The organism is Rhodopirellula sp. P2 (assembly GCF_028768465.1).
Lineage (GTDB): Bacteria > Planctomycetota > Planctomycetia > Pirellulales > Pirellulaceae > Rhodopirellula.
In genome coordinates this window covers 3,598,000-3,611,093 of sequence record NZ_CP118225.1, presented here as the reverse complement: position 1 = coordinate 3,611,093, position 13,094 = coordinate 3,598,000, and the positions used below count along the sequence as shown (strand labels likewise).

Here is a 13,094-nt window from a genome sequence, read left to right as displayed (position 1 = left end):
TGCGATCGTTGACGCGTTCTTGGTTGCCTTCCACGGACGCAGTCCGTCGCCAACCCGAGCGATTGTCAGCAGCTCGAATTCAGCGGTTTCGATTCAACGATTCGGTGCGCGCCACTGAACGGGGCGATCCGCTGTGGAGAAACTGGGCTGATTCGCAGCGGCTTGCCCGGAAGAGGCAGCGTTCAGGCCGTTGTTCTGCAGCCCGGCATTGCCCTGGAACGCCCCCTGAGGTGCTTGAACGGGGGCTGACGCAGTGTTCCACTGCAAGGCTTGAACCGCAGGGGAAGTCGAAGGCACCAATTGGCTGACCGGCAATTGGCCAGGCAAGGATGACGAACCGACGTTCACCTGAGCGGCAACGTTGTTCGTGCCCATCATGTTCGCCGATGGATACGAAGCCGAATTGGAATAGCCGTTGGTTGTTTGTGGGACATAGCCCGGTGGCGGTGGGGCCCCCGTCAAGTCAATCACTTGCATCCCGCCGCTGCGAACACCACCGGCGGAATCCGCTGCCGCTGGCATCATTGAGGTGGGCTGAACCGCGTTGGTTTCCACCCATTGTTGATTCGCCGTTTGTGCCATCGGCGACATGCTGCCCGGCATCGCACCGCCTGCCTGAGCGATGCCAGATCCGACCGTGTCGCTGGAGTTGTGACTCATTGGAATCACGTTGCCGGACGTGGAGTTGTATGTCCCCGTCGGAGCGTAGCTGGACGCCCCGGCCGGGCTGCCGCTGACTTGGCCGTACGATCCCGTCGCTGGCGGCGGGACACGAGCCGAGGCACCAAACGGGCCGAGGGACGGCAACGTTGGATTCTGAACCGCAGCCTGACCGGGTTGAAGCATGCTGATCGGAGCACCGGTGGTCCCGTTGGTTTGCTGGCAACCAGTCAACAGACCGAGCGCAGTGACTGCCGAAAGGCCGGCCCAGGTCCGCCCGATAGTATTCTTCGCCATCCAATTGAATCGCATCTTGGAACGCCCGATTGCGTGTCATCTGCCTATGAAAAAACGGCAAGGCGGACGCATGTCGTCGCTTGCCGCATCGGGCTTTAACAAATCTTCGAAGTTTTTCGAAAGACCGGAATTCCAATCGAACACACTTTGTGTGCCGTCACCCAGGTCCCCCAAGGACGCGGAAATCCCCCCCAATCACGAGTGATTCGACTGCGAGGAATCCGAATCTCGGCGTGGGACAATTTTTGCTTTTGGTTTTTCCGTGACCGTTCCAGGCACCAACCACGGGCCGCGGCTGTGCTCCTGGATCAAACGCGTCAATTCTTCGTTGTCGATCGCCTCGACCTCCAACAACCGCTGCGTGACCGCCTCCAAGACATCCCGGCGTTGCTCCAAAATCTCGCGAGTCTGCGCCAGTGTGTCTTCGACAATCCGGGAAACTTCTTTGTCGATCATCTTGGCCATCTCATCGCTATGCATGATCTGGTAGTCGCCGCCACCCGAACCAGCCAGGAACGGGCTGCGTGTGTTGCGACGAAGATTGATTCGACCAAGCCGGCTCATGCCGTAGTCCATCACCATGCTGCGAGCCGTTTCGGTGCAGCGTTCCAAGTCGTTTTGAGCTCCGGTGCTGATGTCCTGAAAAATCATTTCCTCCGCCAACGTGCCCGCCAGCATGACTTTCATCTGGCTTTCAAGCTCACTCTTGGTCATCAGGAAACGCTCGGATTCCGGACGCTGCATCATGTACCCCAGCGCGGCCAATCCACGCGGGATGATGCTGACTTTGTGCACGGGATCCGTGTTGGGAAGTGCCGCGGCGACGAGTGCATGGCCCGACTCGTGATAAGCCACGCGGATTTTTTCGTCTTCGTTCATCACCCGTTTTTTCTTTTCCAACCCTGCCGTGACACGTTCGACGGCTTCGTTGAACTCTTCCATGGCAACCGCTGGTTTGCCGTTTCGAGCGGCCAACAACGCGGCTTCGTTGACCAGGTTGGCCAGATCAGCGCCCACAAAACCGCTGGTGATTGACGCGATGCTTCTCAGTTCAACGGTCTCGTCGAGCTTCACGTTTTTGACGTGCACCGCCAAGATTTCTTCACGTCCGGCCACATCAGGGCGGTCAACCAACACATGTCGGTCAAAGCGACCTGGACGCAACAACGCCGGGTCCAAGGTCTCCGGACGGTTGGTGGCGGCGACGACGATGACGCCCGAGTTGGAATCGAAACCGTCCATCTCAACCAGCAGCGCGTTCAACGTTTGCTCCCGTTCATCATGCCCACCGACGGCGTTGCCGCTGCGGCTTTTGCCGAGTGCATCGAGTTCGTCGATGAAGATGATGCACGGTGCACGATTGACAGCTTGTGTGAACATGTCGCGAACGCGAGCCGCCCCCACACCAACGAACATCTCGACAAAGTCACTTCCAGACAGGCTGAAGAACGGCACCCCCGCTTCGCCCGCGATCGCCTTGGCCAGCAACGTTTTTCCCGTTCCAGGAGGCCCGACCAGCAAGACACCTTTGGGAATCCGCCCGCCCAAACTCTGGTACTTCTCGCTGTTTTTGAGAAAGTCCACCACCTCGCGAACTTCGTCGACGGCCTCTTCAATGCCTGCCACATCTTCAAACGTGGTCGGCAAATCCTCTTCGCTGTAAAGCTTGCCACGACTTCGCGAGAACGACATGGGAGAATTGACGCCCCCCATGCGTTTGAGCATCACGATCCCGAGTGCCACCAACACACCGATCATCAGCAACTCTGGCCAATGGTTTTCCAGAAAACGGCTGGGACGATCGTTGTCCCACGCGACCCCAGACTGTTCCAACAAGGTTTCCAGTTCCGCTGCGATCACATCGTTGGGATAGCCCCGAATGGTCAGAAACTGGACTTCTTCGGCCGGTTCTTTCTCGCTGGAATGATTCGGCGTGAACGCCTTGAAATAGACTTTGCCTGTGATCCGATCGTCGGCCACCCGAATGTCACTGAGGCGGCTGAATTCGTGCCACACGTTTTCCTTGGTGCTGCTGGGGACAACGATTTTGGGGCCAGCGAGCTCATTGGCAGGTTCTTCGTTGGCGGGGTCTTCGTTGATCAAAGTCGCGACGGTTCCCGACGTGGAATCGTCTGCGGACTCCTCTTCCGTGGGGTCCCCGTCCGCGGTCGATTCCGATTGCTCGGCCAGTTGATCCTCCGCCGGTTCAGCCTGCAGGTCCGATGCAGCGATCGCTTGCTGGGACTCAATCGCCTGCTGCCGCTCCGCTGACTTGGTCAGCAATTCTTTCAAATGCGGGTAGGCCAAACGTCGGCGATTGTCACTGAAAAGGAACGCACTCAGCACGACGGCGCAGGTCACGGCCAGCAAAACCAACCACACATTTCCTCCGCCTCGATTCTCGGACGATCCACCGCGTTTCGACTTGGGTTCGTTGCTCATTGCGTTCCAATTGTCATTGTTTCGTTGAAGACGGCTGTTTCAGCCACGGTCCCACTATTTCTTCTGCCAGGTGACTTCCCAAGGCACCACTTCCGCTGCAGGGCGAAAATCTGGCCCTGCAACGCGTCTGGAGGGCTTATTCGGATTGTTCTGGCTGGTCCGTTCCCCCATGATACGGCCCCCGACACCCTGGACAATCATTCCCGTGACATTGCCCCCATCCCCCCCCTCCCAATCCGAACCGACCGTGCCGGCCGAATCCCCCTCCGAGGACCCCGTGCCTGATTTCCGGTCGAACAGCCGTCCTGTCAGCCGTGTCGCCGTTCTAGGTGCGACCGGAAGCATTGGTGTTGCGACGCTGGACGTGATTGAGAACCTGAACCGATGCGATCCTGAATTGGCCTGGGAAGTCTCCAGCGTGTCCGGCCATTCCCAAATCGAATCCCTGATCCAATTGGCCAGCGATTGTCAGACGGCCCCGCACAGCGTGGTCGTTTCGGATGCCGAACAGGAACCACAAGCCGCCCAGGCACTCAAAGCAGCGGCCGCCCAACCCCATTCACGTTTGACGGAGCGTTGTCGGTTGGACGTTGGCCCGGACGCATTGGTTCGAGCCGCAACGGCAAAAGACGTCGATGTGGTGGTTGCCGCCATCGTGGGACGAGCGGGCCTGGAATCCACCCTCGCCGCCGTTCACGCAGGCAAACGCGTCGCCTTGGCCAACAAAGAAACCTTGGTGGTCGCAGGCCCCGTCGTGACGCAAGCGGCAGCGGACAACGGAGCCGAGTTGCTGCCGATCGATAGCGAGCATTCGGCCATTTTCCAGTGTTTGGCCGAATCAAGAGCGCGTCGAAGCCAGCCCCCGACGCTGGCTTCGTCCCCGAATTCCACTCCCGGATCAGCGAGTTCCCACCCAGCCCCACCGCTCAACTCATCGCCCCCAACCCCTTGGCCGGGCGTCCGACGACTGATTCTGACCGCCAGCGGCGGCCCTTTTCGCGACTGGACCACGGCTCAAATGCGAGAGGCCACGATTGACGAAGCCCTTGCTCACCCGACCTGGAAGATGGGGGCAAAAATCACGATCGATTCCGCCTCGATGATGAACAAGGCGCTCGAGGTGATCGAAGCGAAATGGTTGTTCAACGTTCCCGCGGACAGAATCGAAGTCGTCGTCCATCCCCAGTCACTGATCCACTCACTGGTCGAATTCGAAGACGGCAGCCTGATCGCCCAGGTCAGCCCGCCCGACATGCGGATGCCGATTCAATACGCCCTGACGTACCCACGGCGGTTGCCTTGCCCGGCACCTCCGCTGGACCGGTCACAGAGCTGGGACATGAGCCTTTGCCCCGCCGATCCGGAGCGTTTTCCGGCTCTGGCCCTCGGATTCGAAGTCGCGCGCGTCGGTGGAACGGCGGGTGCGGTGGTCAACGCCGCCAACGAAACCGCAGTCGACCTGTTCCTAAAGCGGCAAATTCGCTTTACTGACATCCCCGAAATTTGCCGCCGAACTCTGCTGGATCACAACCACGAATCTTCGCCCACGCTCCAACGGCTGCTAAAATTAGACGTTTGGGCACGCGATCGAGCCCGGGAATTGGCTCAAATTTGAATCAAAACGCCTCGGGCAATCACGTTCACTGAACCGGTTTGCCCGACCAACCATATCTTCAACGTGGGTTTGCCGGGCTGGCATCCCCCGTTCAACTCTCTTTCACCCCCGTCGAATTCATGTCGTTGCCTGTTGATTGGTCCCTCTTGCCCTCCTTGTTGGCGGCCACCGAAGACACCGGCGGCATCCTCGCTTGGTTGCAATCCACTTGGCTGTGGATCCAAGTCGCCCTCGGAATCGGCTTGGTGATCTTTGTCCACGAACTCGGACACTTCCTCGCCGCCAAGACCTTTGGCGTGAAATGCGAGAAGTTCTACGTCGGCTTTGACGTGCCGATCTCAATCGGCCCCATCAAGTTCCCTCGGACCCTGGGCAAATTCACCTACGGCGAAACCGAATACGGAATCGGCATTCTGCCACTGGGCGGATACGTGAAGATGCTGGGCCAAGACGACGACCCACGCAAAGCGGAAGAAGAAGCCCAACGCATTCGCCAAAGCGGAGAAGCCTCCGACGCGGAAGAGAAACTCGATCCTCGAAGCTACCCCGCCAAACCCGTTTGGCAACGGATGATCATCATCAGCGCTGGCGTGGTCATGAATGTGATCACCGGCGTGCTGTTCGCCGCCTTCGCGTTCTTCAACGGGGTTGGCTACACGCCCGCCGTGGTTGGTGGTGTGACCCCCGGCGGTCCCGCTTGGCAGGCTGGCATCCAGCCTGGTGGACGTGTCGTTTCCGTGGGTTCGCTGGAAGATGATTCGCAACTGCCATTCAGCGAAATGCAGTTGAAGATCATGGAAGCCGGCATGGAATCGTCCGAGACCCCGGTTCCCGTTCGCTTGCAATACGGCGACGACACTCGCGAATATCAGTTGGTGACGCAGGCCAGCCCGATCGAACCGGATCGACGGATGATCGGCATCCAAAGTGCCACCGGCGACACGCTGTACCCAGAACTGCCAGCCATGCCCAATTCGGCTGCCGCCGACGTGGTGACCGATGCAGACGCAGGAGCCAAAGTCATTGGCTTCGACGAGCAAAAGCTTGATCCCGAAGCGATCATGCCGATCACTCCCTTGTTGACTCGCATTCACACCGCGCCGTCGCAACCGATCAAACTGCGGTTGGCTCGCGCCGACCAAACCGAACATTCCCTGACCTTGCCGCCTCAACAGGCCAAGGACTTCGGCATCCAGTTCAAAATTGGACCGATCAAAGCTCTGATGCAAAACGGGCCGGCTGAAATAGCCGGCATGCAGGTCGGCGATCAAATCGTCTCGGTCGGTGACGACACCGACGTGGATGCCTATCAATTGCTCCTCGCTGACGTCCAGTACGACGAACCGGTGAAAGTCACCGTGCGACGCGGTGAAGGCAACGCCAGCGAGGAAGTCGAACTGACGCTGACGCCGCAACGCGTGGAACAAACGATGACCCCCGTGTCAGCGTTCGGCGAAATGATGTCGGTCGATTCGCTCGGTTTCGCCTACGAACCAACCGCCGTCGCATCGGAAATTCTCGCCAGCGGGGACGCCACCTCGCCGGCGGCAGAATCGGCAACGGCGAACTCAACCGAAACCATCCAAGCGGGCGACGAACTTCGCGAAATTCGTGTTCAGTTTGCCAACGCCACGGATCGGGAATCGATTGAGGACGAGTTGTCCGAAACCGCCATGCAAGCCTTGACGGAGGGCTGGGAAATCGGCCCCTCGATGCCGCTGGGCAACTTGATGGAAACCGTTCAGCTGCTGCCGCTGGGCACCAAGATCATTGTCACCGCAGTGCGTCCGCCCAATGGCACCGTGGTCGAGCAAACCCTGACCGTTCGCCAGTCCGAACGATTCTGGTACGAACGCGGATTGAACTTCGCTCCCGTGGAATCCATTCAAAAAGCGGATTCGCTCGGCATGGCACTCGCACTCGGTGTTCGCGAAGGCAAACGCCGAATGGCCGACGTCGGACGCTTCCTGGGCATGCTGGTTCGCGGCAAAGTGAAAGCCAAATTTGTCGGGGGTCCCATCCGGATCGCCCAGATGGCCAGTCACCAAGCCGAAAAGGGTTTGTCCGCCCAGCTGATGTTCCTGACGATGCTGAGCATGAACCTGGCGATCCTGAACTTCTTGCCCATCCCGGCGCTCGACGGTGGCCACATGGTCTTCCTGACCGCCGAGTTGATTCGTGGGAAGAAGGTCGACGAAGCGATGGAAATGCGACTGACGTTTGTCGGCGTGTTGGCGTTGCTGGCCCTGATGATCTTTGTCTTCACCAATGACATCCTGAACCTGCTGTAGCTCCGAAGCATCTCGGGCTGTTAACTCAGTCGACTTTCGATTCTTCATGTGAGCCGTTTGGGCGTTAGCCCCGGTTCTGTGGTGGTGGAACCGAGGCGACCGCTGAAACGGCTCAGTAAACCAAGAGCCCGATTGCCGCTGAGGTCTTCTTGATCTGACCGCCATCGATGATGTGAAAGGGATGTGGTGAACGACGACTTGGGTGAACCTCGCGACTACCTGAAGTTGCACTTTCTGGTATTCGTCTGGGGCTTCACCGGCGCCATGGGTGAATTGATCCATCTGCCCGCCGTGGAAATCGTGCTGTTTCGCAGTGCGATTGCTTCGGTCGTGCTGGCCTGGATGGTCCGAACTTCTTGGCGGGTTCCGACCCGCCGAGCGCTCGCGATGCTGGCCACCGGATGCTTGATCGGTGCCCACTGGGTGCTGTTCTTCTTCGCTGTGAAAGTGGCCAACGTTTCGGTGTGCATGGTGGGCATCGCGACGGTCTCATTGTGGACCGCGTTGCTGGAGCCCCTGATGATTCGCGGCCGGAAACTCCGCCGCATGGATTTGATCTTTGGCCTGGGTGTGATCGCTGCTGTCGCCGTCATCTTCCAAAGCGAACTTCAATACGCCGGCGGATTTCTGATCGCCATCACCGCGGCGCTGGCCGCGGCGGTGTTTTCCATCCTGAACGGCCGCTTTGCCGCCACGACTCCCCACCGCGTCATCTCGTTGTACGAAATGGTCGGTGCCTGTGCGTTCTGCGCGGCCTGCCTGCCAGTCTCCGCACTTTATCTCAGCGAAGGCCAAGGGCTCGATCTGCTGCCATCCCCAACCGATTTCGCCTGGTTGTTGGTCCTGGCGGTGGTGTGCACGGTCTACGCCTACAGCGAATACGTTTCGCTTCTCAAACGATTGTCCGTGTTCACCATCAACTTCGCCAACAACCTCGAACCAGTCTACGGGATGATTCTCGGCGCCATTTTGTTTGGCGATTATCAGACGTTGGGAGTTGGTTTTTACGTCGGTGCCACCACAATCGCGTTTTTGGTGCTCGCTCACACAGGGATGTCCCGTCGAAAACGATTGCCAATTGGATGAGTGCAGTCACGTTGGGCTTGGGTTAAAATGAAGGTCTCGTCTCATTCTCGTTGACTCCCACCCAAGTCCTGCATCCCCATGTTCGCAAATGCTTTTCAGTCACAAGCTTCGTCATCGACTCGCAAGCTTCTGATCGGATGCTCCGCCATTTTGATCTCGGCGGTGCTGGCCGTTCCCGCTTCCGCTCAGCGAAAGAAGAAGAACGACGACCCAGCGCTCAAACCGCGTCCGGTCAAACTCAAGACCAAAGACAACATCGAACTGACCGCGTTCTACTTCCCATCGACGGAAGGCAAGAATGCGATTCCCGTGTTGCTGATCCATGAATGGAAAGGCCAAGGCTCGCCCTATCAAAAGCTCTGCCTGTCCATGCGTTCGGCTGGCTTGGCCGTGTTGTTGGTTGAGTACCGCGGTCACGGAAACAGCCGCCAATACACGACACCTCGCGGTGACAAAAAAGACTTCAACGTCAACACCATGGGCAAACGCGACATCCAGGCGATCATTCAATATGACCTGGAAGAAGCCAAGCAATTCCTCAAACAAGAGAACAACGAAGGCCGCCTGAACCTCAACGCATTGACAGTCGTTGGCGTCCAAGAAGGGGCGATCATGGCCGCTCACTGGGCCGTTCGCGACTGGGGTTTCCCCAGCGTCGGTCGTTTGAAGCAGGGGCAAGACGTCAAGGCACTGGTTTACGTCTCCCCCATCAAGAACTTCAACGGATTGACGGTCGACTCCACCTTGCGTGATCGCAACGTCGGCCTCCTGCCAACCATGATCATCGCTGGCAAAGACAGCCCCGAAGCAGAGGAGGCGGAACGACTTGGCGGCCGAATCACCGCTCTTCGCAAACGCTTGAAGATCGGTGGATTGGAAGTCGAAATGGCGGGCACCAGCCTGAGCGGCCCAGCTTTGATCAATGAGGTCCCATCGGCGGCTTCGGACATCGTCAAGTTCATCAAAGCCAACGTGCCGGTCAGCGAAAGCGAAAACGAATGGATCGAGCGCTGATCGCTCGCGAATCCTTTCCTCACGCTACCAACCTCAAGCCCGACGTTTCGCCCCCAGCGGAACGTTGGGCTTTTTCAATGGCGGCTTCATTGCTGGCCACTTCCTTCGTGGCCGCAAAAAATCAGTTGGCCGGACGGGGCGGGAAAACCGGAGCGCCAGCAACGTGGGTGGGAACGCTCCAAAGTGTTCCGCCCGCGGTCACATAGAGCGTCTTCAAATCATCCCCACCAAATGCGCAGTTGGTCGTCTCGTCGCGCGGAACCCGCAGGTACTCGAGCAACTTGCCATCCGGCGAGAACACATAGATGCCTGCCGTGGGCTGCTCCGCGGTCTCCTGAGGCAAATGAGGTTGATTGAGCCCCGCGGCAACGTACAGACGCCCCTGCTGGTCCAGCTTCATTCCATCCGGTCCACGGGTCGTGCCCCAATCATGGATCAGAGTCTGACTGCTCGAGTCGATGCTTCCATCCGCCTTCAAGTCAAAACGCCAGAGCTTTCTTGCCCCGCCCACCGCGTTGTTGTTGTCGGCCACGAACAAGTACCGATCGTCCGCCGTGACCACCAATCCATTGGGGCGGTCCACTTCGTGCGTCATGATGCGAGCAACCGTTCCGTCGGGATCAATCCGATAGACGCCTTCGACTTGCTTGCCCGCATCGTCTACCAATTCCATCGCCGAGCGATCGCCATACTGCGGGTCCGTGAAATAGATCCGGCCGCTGGAATCCATCGACAAATCGTTGGGCTGATTGAACTTCATCCCATCGAAACCATCCGCCAGAACGGTTTGGCTGCCGTCCAGTTCCCATCGCACGATCCGCCTCCGCACGGCTTCGCAGACGATCAAGCGGCCCTCTCGATCGAACATCAAGCCGTTCGATCCAGAGTCCGTTTGAAACACCGACATTTCACCGCGGGGACTTCGCAGATTGATGTTTCCCTCGCCGCTGGTGAACAGCCCCTTTTCAGGATGCCACGCCGGGCCTTCCCCCGCGCCGCGTTCCTGAACCAACCTCAGCTCGCCGGCAAAGATGGAATCGGACTGAAACGATGCCGTGTTGTTCTCCTGGCCGATCGCGATGCTCCCCGCTCCCAAAACCAAGCCCACCGCCAAGGCCAACTTTGCCGACCGATCCCAATTTCCAAGACGCACTTTCAATTTTGCTTCCTTCCTGTTTTCAATTCCCAAGACTCATTTCGAAGTTGCCAAGGATAGCCCAATCCAAACGCAACGGCTCAGGGCTTCACAAAACCAAAGCTTCCTCGTCCAGACTCCACCATCGATTCAACGTCCTGTCGCCACTCGCGACCATCAGCGGCAACACGGACAATCGTTTCCAGTTCAACATGGCAACAGCCAACGGTCGGGGTGAGAAAGCCGTTGATTCGACCCTTGGGGGTGCTACCACCAGCCAAGCGATGAAAGAAGTGAGGTCTTCCTCCAGCTCAAAAACGGCGAACCGATCTAGACTCGGACGACCGGAAAACACGACAGAAGAGCTTGTCCCATTTCATCGATTGGAAAAGGATTTTCCATGGACGAGCCCACCCCTTCGACTTTCGCATCCGTGCGTGACGGATTTGCCGCCATCCGAGAATTGATCTTGGTCCTGGCAATGCTGGCATTGTTCCTCACGCCCACGACCGTTCGCGAAATCTTGCAGGACGCGGGAATCCGGTCCTTCGCAGGGGTGGAATTCGATGAAGAGACTTTGACCGAAGTCGAGAACGCAGAATCCCGAGTGATCGAACTCGAAAACCAACTCGCTCTGGCTCAATCACAACTGGAATCCATCGCCAGCATCTCGCCCAATCGAGTCGACCCGCGACTGGGTTCCGTTTCCCGATTGCTGGCCAACGCCCAACAGAGTGCGTCCAAGATGAGCGACAGCTTGGGGGAAGCCAAGGGCAAACAAATCGAACTTTGGCAGCGTTCAGGACGACCGCCTCGCAGCAATGGCCACGACGAGCCCCCCGAGCCCAAACAACCTGAAATTGAACAAGCCTTGATTACGCCGGCTGAACTGTTCAATCGCTGAACTGTTCCATCGCTGATTTGTTCCATCGCTGAGCTGTCGAACACCGAGATGTTTCGCCGGACCACCGCCGAGTCTACTCGTCGTCATTGCGAAGTTGCTCGAACAGCTTCGCTCGCGCCAATCGCCAATCCCGCTCCACCGTCGCGACGCTGATTTCCAGTACTTTGGCGACTTCTTCGTTCGTCAGTCCGGAAAAGAACCGCAGCTCGACGACTTCGCGTTGCCGGGGAGACGTCGCTTCCAATCCTTCCAACGCGGATTCCAGGTCTTCGTATTGGCAACGGTTGTTGGCTTCGAAGTTGTCCAGCACCACGTCCAACGAAGCTCGTTGATAGTCACCGCCACGTTTGTTGGTCCGTCGACGGCGAGCGTGATCGATCAAGATCTGCCGCATCGCTCGGTTGGCCATGCCGAACATGTACCGGCGATCGGAAACGTTCTTCAGAGCCTCCGTGTCCAACAATCGCACGCAGGCCTCATTGACCAGCGCCGTCGCTTGCAACGTGTGATCCGGACGCTCGCCTCGCATCAACGCACCGGCCATGTCTCTGAGTTCGGACTGCAACGTCACGAACAACTTTTCACGTGCTTCCTCGTCGCCGTTCTTCACCTGCTGCAACAGCATCGAGACTTCGGTTTCAGGTTGGCTCACGAGACAAGACTCCAAGGAAAACTCGACGGCACCGGCAACCGTGATCGTTGTCGCTCAATGACGGTCGGACAAAACGAAAAGCATACCCGCTTTTTAAACCATCGAGGTCACCGGTCGATCGCTTCCAAGACGCGACGTCGAACCGCTGGCGCCAAGTTGCTGTTGCGAACTTCGTCTTCGATCTGGTCACGCGTGCCTTGGTAGCGAAGCGGAGCCGGATGCAGATTTGGCAAATCCAAACTCACCGAAACTTGATCGCCGTTCTGACTCACCGACACACTCTCGTTGCTCCCCGCAAAGGCGGAGGTTGAAACGGAAGCCGCCGTCCGACCGGGGAAAGCCCACTGACTCATTCGCGGCACGGATTGATTGAACTGCGACTGGACCGAATTGCCAATCGGAGTCATCTGGCCTCGACGCATCACCAACACGTGCATCTGCGCCAATTTTGGTGCGCCATTGCGTTCCAAAACAGGCATCCCGTCGACGGACATCAGCACATCACCTCGCTTGAGCCGAAAAGGAGCGTCTTTGACTTCGTCGACTCGTTCCACCACCCAACCGTGGCCGGGTGCGATCATCGGGCAGTGCATCCTCAGCAATTCAGGGACGGGAGCAAACTGGACCTTCCACTCTGGATGAAGGGAATCAGCGACATCGATTTTTGCGGGCGGAGCACCAATCGCTGGCTGATCGGCACGCGAAGCTTGCAAAGCGAAAACGGATAACCCGAGACAAAGAGCGGAGGCAAGTAGGAGACGTTTCATGAGAGCACCTTGAAAGTTGGTGATGGAGATGATTTTTAGGTCGGACCTCATCTGAGGTCGCTGAGGGAAGAGCGTCGGATCCTCCGACGATCATTGATTATTAAGCAGGTACGCAGGTGTCATCGGGCATGTGAGCCGTTTGGCGTTAGCCCCGGTTCCCACCCCAAACCGGGGCGAACGCCCAAACGGCTCACAAGGTGAAACCCAATCATTCCTGCGTACCTGCTTAGA

Annotated in this window: 10 protein-coding genes; 5 read left to right on the top strand and 5 right to left on the bottom strand. The window is 58.1% G+C overall.

Annotated elements, in window-relative coordinates; translation table 11 throughout:
• Positions 1–93 precede the first annotated feature (93 nt).
• Both PSR62_RS12825 and ftsH read right to left on the bottom strand, forming a co-directional pair.
• Complete coding sequence (locus tag PSR62_RS12825; protein WP_274408153.1) at positions 94–957, bottom strand: hypothetical protein; 864 nt, start codon at positions 955–957, stop codon at positions 94–96.
• Positions 958–1,152: 195 nt separating this feature from the next.
• Complete coding sequence (gene ftsH / locus PSR62_RS12820) at positions 1,153–3,399, bottom strand: ATP-dependent zinc metalloprotease FtsH (RefSeq protein ID WP_274408151.1); 2,247 nt, start codon at positions 3,397–3,399, stop codon at positions 1,153–1,155.
• A gap of 247 nt (positions 3,400–3,646) precedes the next feature.
• Between ftsH and dxr the strand changes: the two genes are divergently transcribed.
• The 4 genes from dxr (at position 3,647) to PSR62_RS12800 (ending at position 9,405) form a co-directional block, all read left to right on the top strand.
• The gene (gene dxr, locus PSR62_RS12815) at positions 3,647–5,014 is read left to right on the top strand and encodes a 1-deoxy-D-xylulose-5-phosphate reductoisomerase (RefSeq protein WP_274408150.1); all 1,368 of its coding nucleotides are present in this window, start codon (positions 3,647–3,649) and stop codon (positions 5,012–5,014) included.
• Positions 5,015–5,052: 38 nt separating this feature from the next.
• Positions 5,053–7,305 (top strand): site-2 protease family protein, encoded by a 2,253-nt coding sequence (locus tag PSR62_RS12810; protein ID WP_338020169.1) that lies wholly within the window; start codon positions 5,053–5,055, stop codon positions 7,303–7,305.
• A 186-nt stretch (positions 7,306–7,491) separates the two neighbouring features.
• Positions 7,492–8,391: a DMT family transporter gene (locus PSR62_RS12805; RefSeq protein ID WP_274408148.1), complete on the top strand. Its 900-nt coding sequence runs from the start codon at positions 7,492–7,494 to the stop codon at positions 8,389–8,391.
• Between the two features lie 78 nt (positions 8,392–8,469).
• The gene (locus tag PSR62_RS12800; protein WP_274408147.1) at positions 8,470–9,405 is read left to right on the top strand and encodes an alpha/beta hydrolase; all 936 of its coding nucleotides are present in this window, start codon (positions 8,470–8,472) and stop codon (positions 9,403–9,405) included.
• A 121-nt stretch (positions 9,406–9,526) separates the two neighbouring features.
• Here the strand turns inward: PSR62_RS12800 and PSR62_RS12795 are convergent, their stop codons facing one another.
• Positions 9,527–10,564, bottom strand: coding sequence for an SMP-30/gluconolactonase/LRE family protein (locus tag PSR62_RS12795; RefSeq protein ID WP_274408145.1), 1,038 nt, complete (start codon positions 10,562–10,564; stop codon positions 9,527–9,529).
• 376 nt (positions 10,565–10,940) lie between these two features.
• On the opposite strand from PSR62_RS12795, the gene PSR62_RS12790 reads away from it, so the two are divergent.
• Positions 10,941–11,444, top strand: coding sequence for a hypothetical protein (locus PSR62_RS12790; RefSeq protein ID WP_274408144.1), 504 nt, complete (start codon positions 10,941–10,943; stop codon positions 11,442–11,444).
• Positions 11,445–11,517: 73 nt separating this feature from the next.
• Here PSR62_RS12790 and PSR62_RS12785 read toward each other — a convergent pair whose 3' ends face one another.
• Both PSR62_RS12785 and PSR62_RS12780 read right to left on the bottom strand, forming a co-directional pair.
• Positions 11,518–12,096, bottom strand: a complete 579-nt coding sequence (locus tag PSR62_RS12785; RefSeq protein WP_274408142.1) for an ECF-type sigma factor — start codon at positions 12,094–12,096, stop codon at positions 11,518–11,520.
• 107 nt (positions 12,097–12,203) lie between these two features.
• Positions 12,204–12,863, bottom strand: a complete 660-nt coding sequence (locus PSR62_RS12780; protein WP_274408141.1) for a hypothetical protein — start codon at positions 12,861–12,863, stop codon at positions 12,204–12,206.
• Between the last annotated feature and the right edge of the window lie 231 nt (positions 12,864–13,094).

What these genes read in the sequence shown, in the direction of transcription:
- ftsH (WP_274408151.1), bottom strand. Translation starts at nt 3,399, where the DNA reads ATGAGCAACGAACCCAAGTCGAAACGCGGTGGATCGTCCGAGAATCGA.
- PSR62_RS12790 (WP_274408144.1), top strand. Translation starts at nt 10,941, where the DNA reads ATGGACGAGCCCACCCCTTCGACTTTCGCATCCGTGCGTGACGGATTT.
- PSR62_RS12800 (WP_274408147.1), top strand. Translation starts at nt 8,470, where the DNA reads ATGTTCGCAAATGCTTTTCAGTCACAAGCTTCGTCATCGACTCGCAAG.
- PSR62_RS12780 (WP_274408141.1), bottom strand. Translation starts at nt 12,863, where the DNA reads ATGAAACGTCTCCTACTTGCCTCCGCTCTTTGTCTCGGGTTATCCGTT.
- PSR62_RS12825 (WP_274408153.1), bottom strand. Translation starts at nt 957, where the DNA reads ATGGCGAAGAATACTATCGGGCGGACCTGGGCCGGCCTTTCGGCAGTC.